At 47.7% G+C, this 20,797-nt stretch carries 20 protein-coding genes; 5 read left to right on the top strand and 15 right to left on the bottom strand.

Annotation, left to right across the window (positions count from 1 at the left end; translation table 11 throughout):
* Positions 1-7 precede the first annotated feature (7 nt).
* From lpxA to rpsB, 12 genes are all read right to left on the bottom strand, one after another.
* On the bottom strand, positions 8-778 hold the full coding sequence (gene lpxA / locus AMJAP_RS02515; protein ID WP_019620738.1) for an acyl-ACP--UDP-N-acetylglucosamine O-acyltransferase: 771 nt from the start codon (positions 776-778) through the stop codon (positions 8-10).
* 2 nt (positions 779-780) lie between these two features.
* The gene (gene fabZ / locus AMJAP_RS02510) at positions 781-1,218 is read right to left on the bottom strand and encodes a 3-hydroxyacyl-ACP dehydratase FabZ (RefSeq protein WP_019620739.1); all 438 of its coding nucleotides are present in this window, start codon (positions 1,216-1,218) and stop codon (positions 781-783) included.
* The gene (gene lpxD, locus AMJAP_RS02505) at positions 1,218-2,264 is read right to left on the bottom strand and encodes a UDP-3-O-(3-hydroxymyristoyl)glucosamine N-acyltransferase (RefSeq protein ID WP_019620740.1); all 1,047 of its coding nucleotides are present in this window, start codon (positions 2,262-2,264) and stop codon (positions 1,218-1,220) included. Before lpxD ends, fabZ begins: the two co-directional genes overlap by 1 nt.
* A gap of 6 nt (positions 2,265-2,270) precedes the next feature.
* The gene (locus tag AMJAP_RS02500) at positions 2,271-2,762 is read right to left on the bottom strand and encodes an OmpH/Skp family outer membrane protein (protein WP_019620741.1); all 492 of its coding nucleotides are present in this window, start codon (positions 2,760-2,762) and stop codon (positions 2,271-2,273) included.
* Between the two features lie 10 nt (positions 2,763-2,772).
* A complete protein-coding gene (gene bamA, locus AMJAP_RS02495; RefSeq protein WP_019620742.1) occupies positions 2,773-5,073 on the bottom strand; it encodes an outer membrane protein assembly factor BamA in 2,301 nt (766 codons plus the stop codon).
* A gap of 29 nt (positions 5,074-5,102) precedes the next feature.
* Positions 5,103-6,455 carry a sigma E protease regulator RseP gene (rseP, locus tag AMJAP_RS02490; RefSeq protein ID WP_019620743.1) on the bottom strand — a complete coding sequence of 451 codons (1,353 nt, stop codon included), beginning with the start codon at positions 6,453-6,455 and terminating at the stop codon, positions 5,103-5,105.
* A gap of 12 nt (positions 6,456-6,467) precedes the next feature.
* Complete coding sequence (locus AMJAP_RS02485) at positions 6,468-7,283, bottom strand: phosphatidate cytidylyltransferase (RefSeq protein WP_315972437.1); 816 nt, start codon at positions 7,281-7,283, stop codon at positions 6,468-6,470.
* On the bottom strand, positions 7,273-8,034 hold the full coding sequence (gene uppS / locus AMJAP_RS02480; RefSeq protein WP_019620745.1) for a polyprenyl diphosphate synthase: 762 nt from the start codon (positions 8,032-8,034) through the stop codon (positions 7,273-7,275). The genes AMJAP_RS02485 and uppS overlap by 11 nt, the downstream gene beginning before the upstream one ends.
* Positions 8,035-8,072: 38 nt before the next feature.
* Complete coding sequence (frr, locus tag AMJAP_RS02475) at positions 8,073-8,630, bottom strand: ribosome recycling factor (protein WP_019620746.1); 558 nt, start codon at positions 8,628-8,630, stop codon at positions 8,073-8,075.
* Entirely contained in the window at positions 8,620-9,378 is a 759-nt protein-coding gene (gene pyrH / locus AMJAP_RS02470; protein ID WP_019620747.1) for a UMP kinase, read from the bottom strand. Before pyrH ends, frr begins: the two co-directional genes overlap by 11 nt.
* Positions 9,379-9,475: 97 nt before the next feature.
* Entirely contained in the window at positions 9,476-10,336 is an 861-nt protein-coding gene (gene tsf / locus AMJAP_RS02465; protein ID WP_019620748.1) for a translation elongation factor Ts, read from the bottom strand.
* Positions 10,337-10,443: 107 nt separating this feature from the next.
* Complete coding sequence (rpsB, locus tag AMJAP_RS02460; RefSeq protein ID WP_019620749.1) at positions 10,444-11,184, bottom strand: 30S ribosomal protein S2; 741 nt, start codon at positions 11,182-11,184, stop codon at positions 10,444-10,446.
* A 282-nt stretch (positions 11,185-11,466) separates the two neighbouring features.
* Between rpsB and map the strand changes: the two genes are divergently transcribed.
* From map to AMJAP_RS02445, 3 genes are read left to right on the top strand one after another with little or no spacing between them, the layout of a single operon-like run.
* On the top strand, positions 11,467-12,237 hold the full coding sequence (gene map, locus AMJAP_RS02455) for a type I methionyl aminopeptidase (protein ID WP_019620750.1): 771 nt from the start codon (positions 11,467-11,469) through the stop codon (positions 12,235-12,237).
* Between the two features lie 40 nt (positions 12,238-12,277).
* Positions 12,278-14,968, top strand: a complete 2,691-nt coding sequence (locus AMJAP_RS02450; RefSeq protein WP_019620751.1) for a [protein-PII] uridylyltransferase — start codon at positions 12,278-12,280, stop codon at positions 14,966-14,968.
* Positions 14,969-15,020: 52 nt separating this feature from the next.
* Positions 15,021-15,317 carry a DUF1244 domain-containing protein gene (locus AMJAP_RS02445; RefSeq protein WP_019620752.1) on the top strand — a complete coding sequence of 99 codons (297 nt, stop codon included), beginning with the start codon at positions 15,021-15,023 and terminating at the stop codon, positions 15,315-15,317.
* 65 nt (positions 15,318-15,382) lie between these two features.
* Here AMJAP_RS02445 and AMJAP_RS02440 read toward each other — a convergent pair whose 3' ends face one another.
* Together AMJAP_RS02440 and AMJAP_RS02435 are read right to left on the bottom strand one after the other, a co-directional pair.
* Entirely contained in the window at positions 15,383-15,865 is a 483-nt protein-coding gene (locus AMJAP_RS02440; protein ID WP_019620753.1) for an LPP20 family lipoprotein, read from the bottom strand.
* Entirely contained in the window at positions 15,862-16,572 is a 711-nt protein-coding gene (locus AMJAP_RS02435; RefSeq protein ID WP_019620754.1) for a FlgO family outer membrane protein, read from the bottom strand. The genes AMJAP_RS02440 and AMJAP_RS02435 overlap by 4 nt, the downstream gene beginning before the upstream one ends.
* A 128-nt stretch (positions 16,573-16,700) precedes the next feature.
* On the opposite strand from AMJAP_RS02435, the gene AMJAP_RS02430 reads away from it, so the two are divergent.
* Positions 16,701-17,921 carry a flagella assembly protein FlgT gene (locus tag AMJAP_RS02430; protein WP_019620755.1) on the top strand — a complete coding sequence of 407 codons (1,221 nt, stop codon included), beginning with the start codon at positions 16,701-16,703 and terminating at the stop codon, positions 17,919-17,921.
* A 14-nt stretch (positions 17,922-17,935) separates the two neighbouring features.
* Here AMJAP_RS02430 and AMJAP_RS02425 read toward each other — a convergent pair whose 3' ends face one another.
* Positions 17,936-18,586 carry an OmpA family protein gene (locus tag AMJAP_RS02425; RefSeq protein WP_019620756.1) on the bottom strand — a complete coding sequence of 217 codons (651 nt, stop codon included), beginning with the start codon at positions 18,584-18,586 and terminating at the stop codon, positions 17,936-17,938.
* A 283-nt stretch (positions 18,587-18,869) separates the two neighbouring features.
* Here AMJAP_RS02425 and AMJAP_RS02420 point away from each other — a divergent pair, with 283 nt between their 5' ends.
* Positions 18,870-20,777, top strand: a complete 1,908-nt coding sequence (locus tag AMJAP_RS02420; RefSeq protein WP_019620757.1) for a beta-ketoacyl synthase — start codon at positions 18,870-18,872, stop codon at positions 20,775-20,777.
* Positions 20,778-20,797 lie beyond the last annotated feature (20 nt).

Here is a 20,797-nt window from a genome sequence, read left to right as displayed (position 1 = left end):
TAACAGCCTATCGAATGATGCCTCGAGTCGAGGCCTTTAGAGAGTGTGTCAGCAACTGTATTTCGGGAGTTTCATTAACCATCACGTCAAGCTGCTCTATAGCCTGATCCAGCTTCAAACCCTGACGATAGATTATCTTGTAGGCGCGTTTAATATTCTGAATAGCCTCAACCGAGAAACCGCGACGCCGCAATCCTTCAGCATTTATGCCATGAGGCTGCGCGCTGTTGCCGTTGGACATAACAAATGCAGGAATATCCTTTAGCACCACAGTGCCAGCGCCACACATACTATGGGATCCAATCACGCAAAACTGATGTACCGCAGTAAAACCACCCAGAATGATGTTATCACCCATCTTAACGTGGCCTGCAATCGCACAGTTATTAGCCAGAATATTATCGTTACCCACTACACAATCATGGGCCACGTGAACATTAGCCATAAACAGATTATCGCTACCGATAATAGTAACGCTGTTATCCTGAACCGTACCCCGGTGAATAGTGCAACCTTCGCGAAAAACGTTGTTGTTGCCAATTAAAAGCTCTGTAGGCTCACCGTTATACTTTTTATCCTGACAGTCTTCACCAATACTGGCGAACTGAAATATGTGATTATCTGAGCCAATTTTTGTCGGCCCTTTAATAACCACATGAGAGTTTATTTTGGTCCCGGAGCCGACCTCAACTTGAGGACCTATAACAGTCCATGGCCCCACCTCAACATCATCAGCAAGGCGAGCAGACGGATCAATAATGGCGCTTGAGTGGATCAATTTTAAACCTTTCTATCTGCACAAAGAATAGTCGCGGAGCTTGCCAGCTCACCGTCTACTGTAGCACGAACATCAAATTTCCAGATACCGCGTTTTTCAGAAACAATTTTAGCCTCTAACTGTAGACGATCGCCTGGAACAACCGGACGCTTAAAACGTAGCTTATCAGAACCTACAAAGTAATAAATAGATCCATCCTGAGGTGTTTTATCCATGGTTTTAAAGCCAAGGATACCTGCGGCTTGCGCCATCGCTTCCTGAATCAATACACCGGGCATGACCGGATGATCCGGAAAATGTCCATTAAAGAACGGCTCATTCACTGTCACGTTCTTATAAGCAACGATTGATTCTCCCGGAATTAATTCAACCACCCGATCAACCAATAAGAAAGGGTAACGGTGTGGTAAATACTTGCGGATCTCGTTTACATCCATCATTAAGGCTGACCTTCAATGTTCTGCTGCTTTACAGTTTTTTCTAATTTTTTAATGCGCCGAGACATCTCATCTAACTGACGAAATCTCACCGCATTACGCTTCCATTGCTGATGCGGCTCTGCCGCAGTCCCTGAAGAATATGCACCCGGTTGTAAAATCGATCGACTAACCATCGACATCCCCGTGATATGCGTACCCTCTACAATGGTTAAATGCCCCGCTATTGCACAAGCTCCAGCGATGGTGCATCTTTTTCCTATACGAGTGCTACCCGCAATCGCCGTACAAGCGGCAACCGCCGTATGATCACCAATAATTGTGTTATGACCTATCTGAATCTGGTTATCCAGAATCACACCGTTACCAATAACCGTATCATCCAGAGCGCCTCGATCAATTGTTGTACCGGCACCTATTTCAACATCATCGCCGATATTAACACCACCCAACTGATGAATTTTTACCCAGTCTCCGTTGCTATTGGCAAAACCAAAGCCATCCGCACCAATGACTGCCCCACTATGTATAAGACAGTCTTTTCCCACTTCAATATCACTATACAAGGTTACATTGGCAGCCAGACGGGTATTTTCACCTATGGAGCAAGCGGTGCCGATGACGCAATTCGCTTCGATAACTACTCCGGAAGCGATCGTCACCCTTTCTCCTATGACTACGTGCGGACCAATAACCGCATCAGCAGCAACCCTAGCATCGGAGCTAATAACAGCTGAGGGGCTCACTAACTGACTTACAGCACGACCATTGTTCGCAAACAATGCCGTGGCTCTGGCATATGCCAGATAGGGATCATCAACAACAAGCGCCACGGTCTGCACATCTTTTCGGTGCGCTTCTGTTACCAGAATTGCACCTGCAGCGCTCGCGCTTACTTGCGACTGATAACGGCTATTATGAAGAAACGACAACTGGGTTTCAGTCGCAGACTCTAACGTCCCAATCCCATCAATCAGATAATCCGACGTAACAGTCTCAGCACCCAAAAGTAGCGCCAGTTCAGTTACTGAATAACTCGATTCAGACATCGGCAATTACTGCTTATTCAACAGCTCAACCACCTTGGCGGTGATATCCAGTTCAGGTTTTGCAAAAATAGTGGCTTCTTTACTAACGACAAGATCGTAGCCTTCATCATCAATCAAGCCGCGGATAACCTTATCCAGTTTAGGCCGCATCTCTTGCAGAAAGACTTCTTCACGCTGACGCTGTTTCTGCTGTAACTGCTGCGCCAGACGCTGAAATTCACCATAGGCCTTCTGAAACTGAACCCGTTGCTGATCTTGAACTTCCTTAGATTGAGTACCCTGACCTTTTTGAATATTTTCCTGAAGTTTTTTTGCCTGCCCTTCCAGATCCATCAGCTGTTTCTGTTCACCACTAAACTCGGATTTTAGCTGATTACGGAACGCTTCCGCAGCCTGACTGGTCATCAATGCCTGCTGAACACTCAAAGTACCTATTTTCTCTGCCATCGCATTAAGGCTGAACAGTAATCCAGTGATTATCATCAATGATCGAAACATTTTTTTCTCCTTAGAAAGTTCGGCCAAGAGCAAATTCAAAGAACCGCTCATCATCTATATCTTCTGCATTTAAGGTTTTGGAAAGCGCAATAGATATTGGACCAATCGGTGTCAGCCAACTAAAACCAAAGCCTGCAGAATAACGTAGCTCATCCAGTTTAATACCATTATCGCAATTGACACTACCGGCAGGGCATTCTGTCTGGAACACATTACCTGCATCGGCAAATATCAACGTACGCATTGAATCGGTATCTTCTAAGAAAGGGACCGGGAAGATTAGCTCGCCACTGAAATCAATAGCAACGTTACCGCCGAATGGATCGCTTTTAGAATCACGAGGCCCCAGAGAGTTAGCTTTAAAACCACGTACTGAACTCAAACCACCGCTGTAATAGTTTTTAAAGAAGGGATAAGCGTTATCACCTAACTTACCCGCGTAGGCCAACCGACCCCGCACCGATGCAATATACCCACCGTCATAAAGAGGGTAGTAGATTCGCCCCTTATACTGTTCTTTATGATAAGACAGATCACTACCAGGGATACCGATCTCAATTGAGGCACTCTGGGAATAGCCTTTGGTCGGGAATATCTTCCGATCCAGGTGGTTATCACTCCACGACAGTTTCGTATTAAAGATATTGTATTCATCGCCTTCTGCGTCCAGGAAGTCAAACACTTCAGTAGACGTATCTGAGACAGTCTTCACCTTCAGCCTTTCGTAGTTAAAACTGAAATTAAGCCGCTGATAGTCATCCATTGGATAACCAAAATTAACCCCGCCACCTATAGCATCGGTAGAGTAATTACTCACATTTTCTTCGTCGTAGTTAGTTTCACGAGAGTAAACATTATACCCGCGACTAACACCATCAACAGTATAGTAAGGTTCTACGTAGCTAAACTTATACTCAGTAATAGTATCACTCTGAGTAATACCAAAACCTACACTATCACCTGACCCAAGAAAGTTTTCCTGTTCAACACTCAGGTTAAAAATCGCCCCACTGGTTTGTGAGAAGCCAACACTGGCTGCAAAATTACCCGTATTATCCTCGATAACACTGTACTGTAGATCAACCAGATCATCCGTGCCTGGCACAGGTGTCGTTTCCACATTTATATCTTTAAAATAACCAGTTTGCGCAATACGCTGCTTCGATCTTTCGACTGAAGCGGTCGAAGCAATGCCTCCTTCCATCTGAGATAATGAACGTCGCACTACCACATCAGCAGTCTTAGTGTTTCCCTTTATAGAGATACGACGAACATAGGTACGCTTTCCCGGAGCCACGAAGAACTGCAGATTAACCGTATTGCCTTCTACAACCTTGGGCACCGGACTCACATTTGCAAACAGATAGCCGCTATCACCCAGTTTACGAATCAGCGCATCCTGAGATTCCGTCATCTCACGGCGAGAGAAAATAGCTCCCTCTGTGATTGAAATCTCGTTTAATAGTTCCTGTTCATCGACGACCAGCTCACCCGCAACCGTAATCTCTCCAATACTGAATTGCTCACCCTCAGTGACACTCACAGTAATGAAGACATGCTTTTTATCCGGCGTCAAAGAGACCTGAGAAGAATCAATCGTGAAATTAATATATCCCCGATCAAGGTAGTATGAACGGAGCCGCTCTAAGTCACCTGCCAATTTCTCACGGGCATATTTATCGGAATCGCTGAAAAAATCCCAAAAACCGGGCAACTTCAATGAGAATTCTTTTTGCAACTCTTCATTAGTAAAGACCGAGTTACCCACAATATTGACATGTTGAATGGTGGCGACCTTGCCCTCTTTAATATCAATATTTAGTGCTACGCGGTTCTCAGATAGCGTTTCCACTTCTGCTTCTATCGCTGCACCATAACGCCCCTGGCCGGCATAAAGTCTCAACAGATCCTGACGGATTTTATCAAGCGTCGCACGCTTGAATACATCACCCTCACGAAGACCGTTCTGCTTCAGGCCATCCAGCAGCATCTCATCTTCCAGTACTTTATTTCCTTCCAGACGAATGATACTGACGGCAGGACGCTCCTGTACTTTGACAATCAAGACGTTGCCGTCGCGGGCTATTTGAATATCATCGAAATAGCCGGTGCGAAAGACCCGACGCGTTGCCTCTGCAAGCGCATCCTGGTCAACACTCTGACCGGAGTCTATGTCAAAGTTTCGCAAGACCAGTCCAGGTTCAACGCGTTGCAAGCCCTCCAGCCGTACATCCTCAACAGTAAATGATTGCGCCCACGCGAATGATGACAGTAAAGCCAGGGTAAAAAGAAGTCCGATTCTGATCTTCATGAACTAGTTCTTATATTGAAATAGATAAATTAAAGCCGCATTAAGTCATTAAAAATAGCGACGCCCATAATCGAAAACAAAACTGCCATCCCGATTTTCAAACCGACCATCTGCACCTTTTCAGATACAGGCCGCCCTCTTAGTAGTTCTACCGCGTAATACAGCAGATGACCACCATCCAACATAGGGATTGGCAATAAATTAAGAATACCGAGACTAATACTCAGATACGCCAAAAAACCTGCGAATGCCTCCACGCCCGAAGCCGCAGAAGCCCCCGCCACTTTAGCAATGGTTATCGGTCCACTCAAGTTTTTTACCGATAAGATCCCTTCAAACATTTTCCAAATAGAATCAAGGGTTAGCGTGATCATCTGCCAGGTTTTAGAAAACGCTTGCTGAATTGACTCCAGAACACCGTATCGCACCTGCCGTAACATCTCCGGAGGCCAGTTAACCGGTGCAACCGCAGCGCCTATTTTACCCACGGCCTGCTCGCCTTCAAATTGCTCGATAGGTGTTAACGCCAGGGATAACTGCTGCTCATTACGCAGCACATCAATAATCATCTCCTGACCAGGACTTCGCCTGACCAACTGAACGAACTCAATCCACTCAGTAATGGCTACACCGTCGACAGCAATCACCTGATCGGCAACCAACAATCCTGCTCGACTGGCAGCACCTGCTTCAACAACCTGCCCAAGAACGGCTGGATAAACTGGTCGATAAGGAATAACACCTAACGCCGACAGGGGACTTTGTGCCTCGGGATTAAAATCCCAGCCCTTCAAATTTAATTGAAGATCCTGTCTCAACCCCTGTGCCGACTGACTCACCGTAAGGGGCACAACAGCAGATTCTCCAATATAAGCAGCCAGCGCCAGATTAACATCATCCCAGGAAGGCGTGTCGCGACCTGCAACTGAAAGCACCTCAACACCTCGCTGTAAGCCCGCTTGCTCCGCAACGCTTCCGGGAACAACACTACCGACAACAGGTACAACCTTCTCTACACCGGAAACAAACATCGCCCAGTAGACAAATACAGCAAAGATAAGATTAACAATAGGCCCGGCTGCGACAATTGCAATGCGCTGCAGAACCGGCTTTCGATTAAAGGTCTGATTCTGTAACGCAGGCTCAACCTCGGTTTCCCGTTCGTCCAGCATCGAGACATATCCCCCAAGAGGAATCATCGCGATAACATACTCAGTGTCTAACTTGTCACGCCAACGAATCAGCGGCGTACCAAAGCCAACCGAAAACCGCAGCACTTTGACACCACAACGCCTGGCAACCCAGAAATGTCCGTATTCATGAATCGTTACCAGGATGCCTAACGTAACAATTAATGCGAATACGGTATTAAGAATATCCATCAAACCTCAGATTCAGGAGATAGCCAACAACTGCACACCCAATACAAACACTGGCGCAGCCGAGGTAATGCTATCTATTCGGTCGAGTATGCCACCATGACCTGGCAACAACTGACTACTGTCTTTTATACCACGATGCCGTTTTAGCATACTTTCAAACAGATCACCGAGAACCGAAGCAACACCGGCAATCATCGCTAACAGCAACAAATAGACTCCATCCAGCAGAGCAAGTTCAAGATAGATAACAAAACCGAGAGCGATAACGGCACAAGCAGCCAGACCACCCCACATCCCAGCCCGGGTTTTACCGGGACTAACGTTAGGCGCAAGCTTCGCCTGCCCCCAGGCTTTACCCGCAAAGTAAGCACCAATATCGGCACCCCAGACCAATAGCAACAACATCAACATCAGAGCACTGCCGGACGGAAGGCTTTGCAGACTGACCAAACCCATCCAACAGGGCAAAAGAACGACAACACCGATCAGGGCACGCTGCCATACTGAGCTCCATGCACCTGTTACGGGATATCGAACCACCCAGAACAGAGCAATCAGCCAAAACAGCACAGCGACAGATAGATAACTAATAAAGTTAGCCTGCGGAGAGATATAGTTTAACGCCGCCATCAAAGCAGCAATAAGAGAAGTGTATCCAAAACGAGAGGACAAAGAGGTCAGGCCTGACAGATTCGCCCACTCCCAGGCACCTAACAATACAATACCCGCGACAAATACTTTAAAGACATCAGAGCTGGTGAGAAAAAGCCCAGCCAAAGCTAATGGAGCCAACAGGACAGCAGTCCATACCCTCTGTTTAAGCATCATCCGCCTCTAACTGTTCGCTGGTCTTACCAAAGCGTCGCTCACGAGTTGCATAACTCTGTATAGCTGCACCTAAGGCATACTTATTGAAGTCTGGCCACAATAAGTCACTAAAGAAATATTCGCTGTAGGCCATCTGCCAAATCAGAAAATTACTTATTCTTTGCTCACCCGCCGTACGAATACATAGATCCGGCGCCGGCTGATCACTTAAAGAAATCATTGAACCCAGCAGGTCTGCATCGAGTTGATCTGGCGCATACAGACCGTCTAAACAACCCTGAGCAAAGCGCTTAGCCGCCTGAACAATATCCCACTTGCCACCGTAATTGGCCGCCACATTGACGATCAAGCCAGTATTTCCAGCAGTCAACTGTTCCGCTTTAGCGATCTTCTTCTGCAATGACTGACTAAAACGACTTTTATCGCCAATCACATGCAATCTGATATTGTGTTTGTGAAGCTTTTTCACCTCACGATCAAGCGCCAGCGCAAACAGCTCCATCAAGCCCTTGACCTCAAGGGGAGGCCGCTGCCAGTTTTCACTACTAAAAGCAAACAACGTCAGCACTTCTACGCCCAGCTCAGCGCAGCCTTGAATGACACTTCGAACGCTATCAACTCCAGCCCGATGACCCGCAAGGCTTCCCTTTCCATGCTTTTTCGCCCACCGATTATTGCCATCCATAATCAAAGCAATATGACGTGGAACAGATTTACCCGCAGGCAAGCTGAGCTGTAATTTTTCAGACATATCAGATACCGGCAACCTGAGCTACCGGCTATTCCCTATCAAATTTCCATCAAATCAGTTTCTTTCGCCTGAAGTAACACGTCTACTTCAGCGATAAACTTATCCGTCAATTTCTGAATCCGATCATCACTGCCACGTGCTTCATCTTCAGTGATCTCTTTTTCCTTCAACAGGTCTTTCACATCACCGTTCGCATCACGACGAACACTTCGGATTGATACCCGGCCGTTCTCCGCTTCCTGACGTGCCTGACGAATATAACCCTTACGCGTCTCTTCCGTCAGCGCTGGCATTGGCACACGGATAACCGCGCCCGCCGTAGAAGGGTTCAATCCCAGATCTGATTTCATAATTGCTTTTTCAATATCCGGAACCAGATTAGATTCCCATGGAGATATCGATAAAGTACGACCATCCTCAACACTAATATTGGCAACCTGACTCAACGGCACATTAGAACCATAATAGTTCACCTGCACGGTTTCCAGAATACTAGGGTGAGCACGACCTGTACGAATTTTCTTCAGGTTAGTAGCTAAAGCTTCCAGACTTTTACCCATACGATCCTGGGCGTCTTCAGCGATCTCATTCAGCATATTTATCTCCTACCGTCTCATTATTATCAATGAGAGTTCCCTCGTCGCTGCCAACAATCAGATTGGCCAACGCACCCGGCTTGTTCATATTGAAAACCCGAACCGGCATCTCATGGTCACGGGCCAGACAGATTGCAGTCAGATCCATTACTCCCAGCTGCTTTTCAAGCGCTTCATCAAAATTCAGATGCAGATAACGCTTGGCAGAAGGATCTTTCATTGGATCCGCAGTATACACACCATCAACTTTGGTGGCTTTAATTACCACATCAGCATCAATTTCAATGCCCCGCAAGCAGGCGGCTGAGTCTGTGGTAAAAAACGGGTTACCTGTACCCGCAGAAAAAATAACAACATCGCCCTGGTCCAGATAACGGACCGCATTACGACGATCATAATCATCTACCACACCGGTCATCGGTATCGCAGACATAACCCGGGTAGCTATGTTACTACGTTCCAGCGCATCCCGCATCGCTAGCGCGTTCATCACGGTTGCCAGCATGCCCATATGGTCGCCGGTTACCCGATCAAGACCTGCCGCGCTCAGTGCAGCACCGCGAAACAGGTTACCACCTCCGATAACCATACCGATCTGTACACCAATACCCACTAACTGGCCAATTTCAAGGGCCATGCGGTTCATTACTTTAGGATCGATCCCGAAATTCTCTTCTCCCATCAGGGCTTCGCCACTTAACTTAAGAAGAATACGTTTGTACTTGGAATGCTTATTTGAGGCAGGCATTGGTTCGTCTCCACCCAGACTGAGTTCGTACCAGTGTATCAATAAAAAAAGAGATTGCGCACCCAGAACAGGCGCACAATCTGTGCAGGGTCAGTATTTAACCCTTCAGTTGCTCAGCAACCTCAGTAGCGAAGTCTTTCTCTTCAACTTCGATACCTTCGCCTACTTCAATGCGGATGAAAGATGCAACGGACGCGCCCGCATCTTTAACCAGCTGACCCACTTTAACATCTGGGTTCTTAACAAATGGCTGTTCAACCAGGCTATTCTCAGCCAGGTATTTGTTGATACGACCAACAACCATCTTTTCAGCGATTTCAGCAGGCTTGCTTGCCATATCAGGCTGCGCCAGAATGATCTCTTTCTCTTTAGCCACAACATCAGCAGGCATATCTTCTTTGCTAACCACTTGTGGGTTAACAGCTGTCACATGCATCGCAACATCTTTAGCCAGTTCAGCATCACCACCACTCAGAGCAACCAGAGCTGCCAAAGTACCAGTACCGTGAACGTAAGCTGCAACAACAGCACCTTCAACGATCAAAACACGGCGCACACCGATGTTTTCACCGATTTTCTGAACCAGAGCATCACGAACATCAGTCAGCTCACCAGCCATCAGCGCTTCAACATCAGTCTGTTTCTCAGCGAACGCTTTCGCCAATACAGTCTGAGTGAATGCCAGGAAGTTAGCATCACGTGCAGCAAAGTCGGTTTCAGAGTTAACTTCTACAGCAACAGCGTAGCTATTATCATCTGCAACTTGTACTACAACAACACCTTCAGCAGCGGTACGACCGGCTTTCTTAGCAGCCTTCATGCCTGAAGCTTTACGCAGCTCTTCGATCGCCTTATCAACGTCGCCATCAGCAGCAGCCAGCGCTTTTTTACACTCCATCATACCCAGACCGGTACGATCGCGCAGTTCTTTAACCTGCTTAGCGGAGAACTTTGCCATTTGGTTTTACCCCATTAACAATCTATAGATTCAAATTCAAAAAAAGGGGAGCTAAGCTCCCCCTCCGGCGTACTTGAATAATTTATCCAAATCGCCTGACAGTCTGATTACTCAGCAGCAGCTTCGTTGTTTTCAACTTCAACGAATTCGCTCTTGTCACCAGCATTCACTTCAGTGCCTTCAGAACATGCATCCGCAGCAGCTTTAACGTAGATCTGAATTGCGCGCAGAGCATCGTCATTACCTGGGATTACGTAGTCAACACCGTCAGGGTTGCTGTTAGTATCAACGATACCAATAACGGGGATACCCAGCTTATTTGCTTCATTGATAGCGATACGCTCGTGATCAACATCGATAACAAACAGTGCGTCAGGAAGACCACCCATGTCCTTGATACCACCGATAGAACGTTCCAGCTTTTCCATCTCACGCTGACGCATCAGAGCTTCTTTCTTAGTCAGCTGAGCGAAAGTACCATCCTGGCTCTGTCCTTCCAGATCGCGGTAGCGACGGATAGACTGACGGATAGTCTTGTAGTTAGTCAGCATGCCACCCAACCAGCGATGGTTAACGTACGGCATGTTTGCACGGCTAGCTTCTTCTTTAACAGTTTTGCTAGCAGCGCGCTTAGTACCAACGAACAAGATCTTGTTCTTGTTCACAGCCATACCTTTAACAACATCCAGCGCACCGTTCAGGGCAGGCAGAGTGTGCTCAAGGTTGATGATATGAATTTTGTTACGAGCACCGAAAATGTACTTACCCATTTTCGGATTCCAGTAACGGGTCTGGTGACCGAAGTGAACACCTGCTTTAAGCAGGTCACGCATTGTAACTTTTGCCATTTTAATTTCCTAAAGTTTAGGGTTAGACCTCCATGCACCCCATACCCCAACCGCAAGCGGCACCCAAGAGTATGTGTCGGTAACATGTGTGGATTTAAAAATTTGCATTTCATACACAAATTTCGAGCGCGATTTTATACCATAAATCCCCGCAAACATGAAGCAGAAATTATAATCTATTTATAGTGTTTTTTTGTTCTTGAGTGGTTAATTAGCTACAATCGCTCAACTATCTTCACATATTTTCTTATGCCCCAAAGGCTTACATTATTAAGGGTTTATATGAGCATCACTATTAAAACACCGGATGAGATCGAAAAAATGCGCGTCGCTGGCCGTTTGGCCGCGGAAGTATTAGAAATGATCGAGCCCTTTGTAAAGCCTGGCGTAACGACTGAAGAGATCAATAAGATCTGTCACGATTATATCGTCAACGAACAAAATGCGATCCCCGCACCACTGAACTATCACGGCTTTCCAAAATCGATCTGCACCTCCGTTAACCACGTTGTATGCCACGGCATCCCAAACGATAAGAAATTGAAAAACGGCGATATTATCAATATTGATATCACTGTTATCAAAGAGGGTTACCACGGCGATACCAGCAAGATGTTTTATGTAGGTAAAGCACCGCCCCATGCGGAACGTCTCTGCGAACTCACACTGGAATGCCTCTACAAAGGGATTGCACTGGTTAAACCCGGCGCTCAATTAGGCGATATTGGCCATGTAATTCAGGAACTGGCTGAATCCAATCACTATTCCGTTGTACGTGAATACTGCGGACATGGCATCGGCAAAGATTTCCATGAAGAACCGCAGGTTGTTCATTATGGTAAACCCGGTACCGGCTTCGAACTACAGGAAGGCATGTGCTTTACCATTGAACCGATGATTAACGCTGGCAAACGACACGTTAAACTACTTAAAAGGGATGGCTGGACAGTCGAAACCGTTGACAAACGACTATCTGCTCAATGGGAACACACATTATTAGTCACCGCCGATGGCTGTGAAGTCTTGACCAAACGTAAGGAAGAAAACTTCTAAGCCTGGCCTCTTTAGATCTGGCCTCTGATGGGACCCCTCAATGTCGAATACTGCTTTTGCTGCTGACTCAACACTGTTCTCAGCTTGTGAATTTACTGCCGCACTAGCGGAATCCAGCTCACCTTTACCGGTATTCAAGCAGGCCCTGAAGTCCGCTCAGGAAACCATGGACCAGCGGTTCAAAGATGGCGAAGATATTCGCAAACTGGTTTATGGCCGGGCCTGGCTGGTTGACCAGCTTCTTCTCCAGGCATGGAATCTGTTTAAGTGGCCATCAGAGCAGCATGTCTCCCTGATAGCCGTCGGCGGCTATGGCCGCGGCGAACTACACCCCCGTTCTGATGTAGATCTTCTGATCCTGCTTCACGATATCGAAGATGCCGAAGTACAAGAAAGTATCAGCGGCTTTCTTACATTGCTCTGGGATATCAATCTGGATATCGGATCCAGCGTGCGAACCCTGGATGAGTGCTACGAGGAAGCTAAAAACGATATCACGATTGCCACCAATCTGATTGAATCGCGTCCCCTGGTGGGCAATGAAGACCTACATATCCAAATGTACCTGAAGGTCACTTCTGAAGGGGCCTGGACCGATAAAGAGTTTTTCCTGGCCAAAGTTGACGAACAATCACGGCGACATGATAAGACCAACGACACTGAGTACAACCTGGAACCCAATCTGAAAACTTCTCCCGGAGGGCTGCGCGACCTGCAGACTATCGGTTGGGTTGCCAAACGACACTTCGGCGCTACCTATATCCGCGATCTGGTTGATCATGGCTTCGTGACTGAGATAGAGCTGGACACTCTCAACAAAGGCGAGTTGTACCTCTGGAGCCTTCGGTATGCCATGCATATGCTCTGCAACCGTCGTGAAGATCGCCTGCTATTTGATCATCAGCGGACACTGGCAGAGTTCTTTGGCTACACCGATCAGAACGGCGCACTGGCCGTCGAACAGTTCATGTATAAGTATTACCGAGTCGCCAAAGCGATGTCAGAGTTTAACGGCATGCTATTGCAGTATTTTGATGAAGTCATACTCCGGCACGAAGAAGAGCAGGTTATCGTGCCGCTGAATAACCGTTTCAATCTGCATAATGGCTTCATTCGGGTCTCCCATGAGTCAGTATTTGAGCACCAACCCTTCGCCATGCTGGAGATGTTCGTCCTGCTGGCACAGAACGATGAAATTAAAGGCGTTCGCGCTTCTACAATTCGACTTATCAGAAACAACCGACACCGCATAGACGATGATTTCCGTAACGATATCCGCAACACTTCGCTGTTCATGGAACTTTTGCGTCAGGATGCAAGAGTATCCACCGAACTCAAACGGATGAACCGCTATGGCATACTCGGTCTTTACCTACCTGAATTCGGTCGAATCATTGGCCAGATGCAGCATGATCTTTTTCACATCTATACGGTGGATGCCCACACCCTTAAAGTGATTCAGAATATCCGCCAGTTCCGCCACGGAGATCAAAGAGAGAAATTCCCGATCGCCCACCGGGTGGTGAATCAACTCCCCAAGATTGAACTTATCTATATCGCCGGTTTATACCATGATATAGCTAAAGGCCGCGGTGGTGATCACTCGGAACTCGGAGCAACCGATGCCATCGAATTCTGCCAACGACACCACTTGGGCAAATGGGATACCTATTTGGTTCAATGGCTAGTCAAAAACCATCTTCTGATGTCCATGACAGCACAACGTAAAGACATATCTGATCCGGATGTCATTGTCCGTTTTGCGGAACAGATAGGTGACGTTGTCCACCTTGACTATCTTTACATTCTCACCGTCGCCGATATTAACGCAACCAATCACACCCTATGGAACAGCTGGCGCGCCACCCTGATGCGCCAGCTCTACACTGAAACAAAACGCACTCTGCGCCGCGGACTTGAAAACCCCGTCAATAAAGACGACAGAATTGAACAGACTCAAAATGAATCTCTGGCCATATTGCAACGCAAAGGCCACAGCTCAGCTGACGTTGAACAATTCTGGAACATGCTGGGTGAAGATTACTTTCTGCGGGAACAGCCTCAGCATATTGCCTGGCAAACCCAGGCAATACTTGAGCATGGCGATTCGACCTTACCACTGGTAATGATCCGCAAGACCTCTTACAGAGCCTACGAAGGTGCGACCGAGGTATTCGTCTACATGCAAGACCTGCCCAATCTATTTGCGGCAACAGCCTCTGCACTTGACCAGTTAAACCTGACCATTCAGGACGCTCAGATCATGGTGGCAGATAACAACCAGGCTCTGAATACATATACCGTGCTGACCGAAGACAACCTGCCTCTGCCGGAAGATGATGATTATCTTGAGCGAATCCGAATCCGCCTTATTGAAGAACTGGATGATCCAGATGATTTCCCAGCCATCATCCAGCGACGAATTCCTCGCCAAATGAAGCTCTTTGCCTATCCGACCCAGGTCAGCCTGAGTACAGACCCGGCAACCCAGCTAACCATAGTTAAAGTCATTACCCCCGACCGTCCCGGCCTGCTGGCCCGTCTTGGCGGCATCTTCGTAGACCTGGGAATCCACGTACGAAAAGCGATGATCACCAGCATTGGCGAGCGGGTAGAGGATCTTTTCTATATCAATGACGACGATGGGCAACCGATCACTGACCCTGAGCTCTGTGAAAGCCTGAAACAGACCATCTGCCAGCAACTCGATGAACACAGTCAGTCAACCTGATTTCAAATAACAAGCCAAGAAAACAGCACTGCTTAGATCACAAGGATCCATCATGGACACAAAAACACAAACCGAACTTGAAGCAGCAGCCTTCCGCCGCTTAGTAAAACATCTGGATGAGCGTAAGGATGTACAAAATATAGACCTGATGATTCTGGCGGGTTTTTGCCGTAACTGCCTGTCTAAATGGTATAAAGCTGCAGCCGACGACCAAAATATTGAGATAAGCTATGAAGAGGCCTGCGAACACGTCTATGGCATGCCATACTCCGAGTGGAAAAAACAACATCAAAAGCCAGCGACACCTGAACAACTGGCCGCTTTTGAGGCGACACAGAAGCCAAAATAACCCAGCGCACTCCACCCATAAAAAAACGCCGGATAACCGGCGTTTTTTTTTCATACTAACAACCGTTACTGACTGGATTGCCAGGCCCGCTGAACCTGATTCAGATCAACCTCCAGAATCGTTGCATAGACGTCGGATTGTATCGGATAGCTCTTCACCACCCGAGCACCGCGCACTATCCCTGCAACAGCCCCCTGAAATTGATTATTTTGCAGCACCATATCTTTTACTGAAGTCGTACCTGCCAGATATTGCCCATGTACCAGCACAGTCAGTTCACGATAAGCATCCAGCTTAGAAGCCTTCATCGCCATCAGCATTTTATGCTGCTCTGTTTGCCCCTCCTGAAGACTGATAGGGGCATATCCCGTTACCTGGGCCCAATTTGGCTCCACAGGCGTCGAATCAACCCGGGGAGGCAAGTCCGGCAACGCCGAGACAATATCCTTGGTCGACTCGACAAAGGTTTCGCAACCTCCCAGCGTTATCGCCAGCATCAAAACAAAAACACCTTTAAACACTCTTTTTACAGCATGGGATAAAATCATTTCACGCCCTCTGTCGCCTTGCGTGTGCCGTTTTCAATTATCATCCCCTCATCCATCGCTTTAATCGGATCGTACCCCGGCAAAGCCCCTTCTAGCCGGACCGAAGGTATATTTGTTTGTGACGCTGCCAGAATTTGCCGGGTAGTCGTATCCAGCACCCGGGCATTAATAATAATGCCGTCCTGGTGCTGACTATAGGTACCGGTAAGGACAAAATGAATACGAAAGCGATTATGCAATGCTGATAGGTTTGCAGTAGACAGAGGGTCTTTTGCAGAAGTATTTAAGCTCACTGCCCGAAAATCGATCAGGTTATAACCATGCTGCTGCAATTGAAAAATAAAATTTTCACTCAGCCGCTCGCCGGTAGGTGTACCGGATGCTTTACTCCCTAACTGAACAAAGGGAAGGATTGCGATAGGCAACCGCTTTACCCGGTTCTCAGCCAGACCCACATTCAGCTGAACCGCCATCTGTGCCACCGCCTCACTCAGCGGATCAGCACCTGACGACGACTCTCCAACAACGCTGACTTCATGCTTAGTCAACTCACGTCGCGCCTCCAGGTTAGCCGCCTCAGCTTCACGCATCTGCGCCATCACCTGCGGATCAACACTCTGTACCGTCACCGGAACAGGTTCTTTCAGCATGCACCCGGACAACAGGCCAGACAGCAGAATAGGAACAAGCAGTAAAGAATATCTCATCAACACCAGACACCCAGAATTAAATATCCGTTTAAACTAACATAAATCAGGCACTTAAACAGTCCCTGCTGTATTGCATCAAGTCAATAATTTGCATACCTTAGAGTATTATCGGTCAGCCATAAGTTATGTTTAATCCTATGCTACGTATCCTCGCCGCTTTAGTAATTAGTTTTATCAGCCTGTCACTGCATGCCGTTACGATGGAAGCAGAGGGACAAGCCCTGATATTTAACAACGATCTCGACTCTGCCCGTCAGGCCGCTATCAAAAATGCCACCCAGCAGGCATCGCTTCAGGCCAGCGCGATTGTCAGCAGCACCCAGACCCTGAATCAGGGGGTATTGAGCATCGATAACATGCAGGTCAGCACGCTGGGAATGGTAAGCAATATAGAGGTACTGGACGAAGAAATTAAGGGACGTATGCTATGGGTAAAAGTGCGAGCTAACGTCGATTTCGAAAAGGGCTGTCCCGCCGGAGTATCTGGCCACGGCTATCAGAAATCCGTCGCTATCACCGCCTTCCCTCTACTTTATCCACAGCAAGCGAATCTGGGTAAACTCAGTAGTATCCAGACCGAACTTGGAAATATACTCAGCAACCAGATCAATCAAACAAGTAACCTGAAAGCACTGAACGCCGGTATGCTGAATGTTCACCAAACGGCATCCACAGCACCGACTCGACAACTCAGTGCCGGAGCCCTGACAACCGTTCTGGATCATACCCGGCAATTAGATGTGCAATATATAATCTCCGGCGTCATCCGGGATATGACCATGGCTGACTCCTCAGTTATTGACCCAAATCGCAACATTCTGTTCGATCTTTACAACCGAATGGATTACCGCAGCAAACGCCATCTGCGCAGCCTGGCACTGGATCTCTATATTCATGATGGTTTCTCGGGAGCCCTGCTCTTCAGTAAGCAATACGCCACCGCAGGCCGCTGGAACCTTGAACCTGAAGCACGCCCCGGTTTCGCCAGCGCCGAATTCTGGCGTCTGGATTATGGTAAGCAAACCCGAAAAATGCTCAATCAGGTTGCCACCGATCTGAATAACGAACTCCGCTGTATGCCATTCTCCGCCCGCATCACCAAGAGCGACGGAAACCTTATCTGGTTTAATGCAGGCGCACTCTCTGGTATCAATGCCGGCGACAAGTTAACGGTCTACCGTAAATCCAGCTTCTTTACTGAAGACATGCGCAGCCAAGTACAACTCACCAACACCCGCAAAACCGTGACCGTTACCGAAGTACAGCCAATGTTTGCAATTGGCCGGCTACCAGACGATGGCGCTATTTATAATATACAGCCAGACGATGTCGTAATTTCCTGGTAATAAGCGCGAAGCGCTTATTGGCTACCCCGAATATTTACTTCTACACGCCGGTTCAAAGCACGGCCTGACGCATTGTCATTACTCGCTACAGGATAACGTTCACCATAACCACGGGACTGTAATCTAAGCGCAGCTATACCTCCACTGGCAAGATACTGGGACACACTGGCAGCACGACGCTCTGAGAGGGTTTGATTGGTTTCAAATGAACCGGTGCTGTCGGTAAATCCATCGACGTTGATCGCCGTTTTATCAAACTTCATAAAGACCTTGGTCACTGAATCCAGTACCGGATAAAAACCCCGATCAATATTGTACGATCCGGTTGGGAACGTAACATTCCCCGGCATAATCAGACGAATAGAGTCTCCAACCCGCTCTACCCTTACTCCAGTGCCTTCCAATTCCTGACGCAGCAACATCTCTTGCTTGTCCATGTAATAACCAATACCACCACCGATGGCACCACCCACCAGCGCACCGGCAATCGCACCTTCGGTCCTATTCCCTTTTCCAGCCACCGCATTACCCAGTACAGCACCGGCAATTGCACCAATACCACCACCCTTCGCTGCATTACTGGTTTTAGATTCCTGAGTATAGGGGTCAAGCGTCTGACACCCTGCCAATGCCAGCACACCGGCCAAGACAATAATTTTTTTCATTGTTGCTCCTTAGAATCTACAAAAAGAGAAGCCTGGAAAAAGCTCCACTTTGTTTAACCAACACAGATCGAGGCTTCGTTAGTCGTTTTATAACAGACTAAGTTCCGCTGAGAATCAACCTAAAGGCTAAATTATTACATTTTAAGCTGAATATCACCTGAGCAGGGTATTTTTACCTATATAGATCTGGCCTCAGGTTACAACACCTTATAGAATCTCTTCTTAGGAAAAATTGTAAGACCTTTGTATCGCGATTTTATTATTCAGTCCCGAGGGTAATCACTTGTCTCAGCTACCTGTCATTGTGGGTTTCGGCGGTATCAGTCCAGCCGGACGCAGTTCATTTCACCATGGCTATCGCCGCCTTATCCTGGACAAACTAAACGATAAAGAGCGCACCGAGACTCTCCTTGACCTGGCAACGTTGATGGGGCTGGCCTGTTATAATGACGGCGGCTTTATCAATCAAAGCGGGGATGCAACAGAGGTTAATGAATTGCTGGACGTTATCCGTCCGCAGATCTGTAACAGCACACTGATCCGGCGCATCGAAAAAGAGTGTTTCGATATACACCACCTGACCTTTAATAAACCCGCAAAGATAAACACTGAAGAGTCAATTCGCTTTACCCTTCGCCCCCGGCAACTGCCAATGAACACGCCCGAAAACTGGGAATTAAAACAACTTTCAGCGACACAGACAGAAGTCACACTGAAAGGCGATCTGGACGTTATATTCCCTGACTTTCGAGAAGCCAAAGTACAGTCAGCGGGGCAGCTACCTACCGGTTTTAAACCCGGCACACTTTATCAATCCCGGAATCATCCTCGCAATCTACAGATGACGGTTTTTTCAGCCTCTGATGCATTGCAATCATCTGGAATCCCCTGGGATAAAATTGCTGATAGCGTACGCCCTGATCAGATTGGTGTGTATGCCAGTAACTCCATCGGTCAACTGGACGACTTTGGCTTTGGCGGACTGACAAAGTATCCATCCATCGGCAAACGCACGACGTCCAAACAGATGCCGCTTGGCTACGCACAGATGCCTGCTGACTTTGTTAACGCGTACGTACTCGGTAGCGTTGGTGTAACAGGCGGAGCATTAGGCGCCTGTGCAACATACCTCTACAACCTGCGTAGCGCTGTTAACGATATACGTTCCGGTCGCCGCAAAGTGGTTCTGGTAGGCGGCAGCGATGCCCCGGTAACGCCAGAAATTATCGAAGGTTTCCGGGCAATGGGCGCATTAGCAGAGGATAAAGACCTGCTAGCCCTCGATGGGCTGACCGAACTCAACGCCGATGATTATCGCAATATCTGTCGCCCATTCGGTAACAACTGTGGCTTCACCATCGCTGAATCCTCCCAATTCACCCTGTTGATGAGTGATGACCTGGCCCTTGAACTAGGAGCTGATATATACGGCGCTGTACCGGAAGTATTTGTCAACGCTGACGGCCATAAGAAATCGATCTCGGCACCTGGTATTGGTAACTACATTACTCTGGGTAAAGCCGCTGCACTGGTTAAAAATATGCTGGGTGAAACATCTCTACAACAGCGTAGTTTTGTTCAGGCGCATGGCACCAGCACACCGCAAAATCGAATTACTGAATCTCATGTTATCAACCAGACCGCCAAAGCTTTTGGCATACAGGACTGGAATGTCGCCGCAATGAAATGTTTCCTGGGTCACTCTCAGGGAACCGCCGGTGGCGACCAGCTTAACTTATCGATGGGTGTCTGGAAGTACGGTTATATTCCAGGAATCCTCACCACAAATGAGTTTGCCACTGATATTCATGCCAGCAACCTGAAGCTAAGCAATGAACATGTCGAAGTGGGTAGCCAGGGAATGGACTCTATTATCCTCAATTCAAAGGGCTTTGGCGGAAACAATGCCAGTGCAGTGGTACTAGCCCCGCATATCACCACAAAAATGCTGCTAAAACGTCATGGTCAGGCTGCTATGGCTCGTTATCAGGACAAACTTGAGGTTACCCGTGAGGCCGCTGTTGCATACGATCAAGACAGCATCAAAGGGCTGTCCCAGCCGATTTACCTATACGATCATAACGTCCTCACAGGTGAAGACCTCGATATCAGCGATCGCGAAATAAAGCTACCAGGGTACTCCCAGACGGTCAGCCTTGATGTCAGCAACCCATATGAAGATATGAACTAACAGCTTATAGCCCTAACGAA

Origin of the sequence: Amphritea japonica ATCC BAA-1530 (assembly GCF_016592435.1) — a bacterium.
Lineage (GTDB): Bacteria > Pseudomonadota > Gammaproteobacteria > Pseudomonadales > Balneatricaceae > Amphritea > Amphritea japonica.
The sequence above is the reverse complement of the archived record's forward strand: the minus strand, read 5'-3'. Positions and strand labels throughout refer to the sequence as shown.

What these genes read in the sequence shown, in the direction of transcription:
- fabZ (WP_019620739.1), bottom strand. Translation starts at nt 1,218, where the DNA reads ATGATGGATGTAAACGAGATCCGCAAGTATTTACCACACCGTTACCCT.
- lpxD (WP_019620740.1), bottom strand. Translation starts at nt 2,264, where the DNA reads ATGTCTGAATCGAGTTATTCAGTAACTGAACTGGCGCTACTTTTGGGT.
- AMJAP_RS02500 (WP_019620741.1), bottom strand. Translation starts at nt 2,762, where the DNA reads ATGTTTCGATCATTGATGATAATCACTGGATTACTGTTCAGCCTTAAT.
- bamA (WP_019620742.1), bottom strand. Translation starts at nt 5,073, where the DNA reads ATGAAGATCAGAATCGGACTTCTTTTTACCCTGGCTTTACTGTCATCA.
- rseP (WP_019620743.1), bottom strand. Translation starts at nt 6,455, where the DNA reads ATGGATATTCTTAATACCGTATTCGCATTAATTGTTACGTTAGGCATC.
- AMJAP_RS02485 (WP_315972437.1), bottom strand. Translation starts at nt 7,283, where the DNA reads ATGATGCTTAAACAGAGGGTATGGACTGCTGTCCTGTTGGCTCCATTA.
- uppS (WP_019620745.1), bottom strand. Translation starts at nt 8,034, where the DNA reads ATGTCTGAAAAATTACAGCTCAGCTTGCCTGCGGGTAAATCTGTTCCA.
- frr (WP_019620746.1), bottom strand. Translation starts at nt 8,630, where the DNA reads ATGCTGAATGAGATCGCTGAAGACGCCCAGGATCGTATGGGTAAAAGT.
- pyrH (WP_019620747.1), bottom strand. Translation starts at nt 9,378, where the DNA reads ATGCCTGCCTCAAATAAGCATTCCAAGTACAAACGTATTCTTCTTAAG.
- tsf (WP_019620748.1), bottom strand. Translation starts at nt 10,336, where the DNA reads ATGGCAAAGTTCTCCGCTAAGCAGGTTAAAGAACTGCGCGATCGTACC.
- rpsB (WP_019620749.1), bottom strand. Translation starts at nt 11,184, where the DNA reads ATGGCAAAAGTTACAATGCGTGACCTGCTTAAAGCAGGTGTTCACTTC.
- map (WP_019620750.1), top strand. Translation starts at nt 11,467, where the DNA reads ATGAGCATCACTATTAAAACACCGGATGAGATCGAAAAAATGCGCGTC.
- AMJAP_RS02450 (WP_019620751.1), top strand. Translation starts at nt 12,278, where the DNA reads ATGTCGAATACTGCTTTTGCTGCTGACTCAACACTGTTCTCAGCTTGT.
- AMJAP_RS02445 (WP_019620752.1), top strand. Translation starts at nt 15,021, where the DNA reads ATGGACACAAAAACACAAACCGAACTTGAAGCAGCAGCCTTCCGCCGC.
- AMJAP_RS02440 (WP_019620753.1), bottom strand. Translation starts at nt 15,865, where the DNA reads ATGATTTTATCCCATGCTGTAAAAAGAGTGTTTAAAGGTGTTTTTGTT.
- AMJAP_RS02435 (WP_019620754.1), bottom strand. Translation starts at nt 16,572, where the DNA reads ATGAGATATTCTTTACTGCTTGTTCCTATTCTGCTGTCTGGCCTGTTG.
- AMJAP_RS02430 (WP_019620755.1), top strand. Translation starts at nt 16,701, where the DNA reads ATGTTTAATCCTATGCTACGTATCCTCGCCGCTTTAGTAATTAGTTTT.
- AMJAP_RS02425 (WP_019620756.1), bottom strand. Translation starts at nt 18,586, where the DNA reads ATGAAAAAAATTATTGTCTTGGCCGGTGTGCTGGCATTGGCAGGGTGT.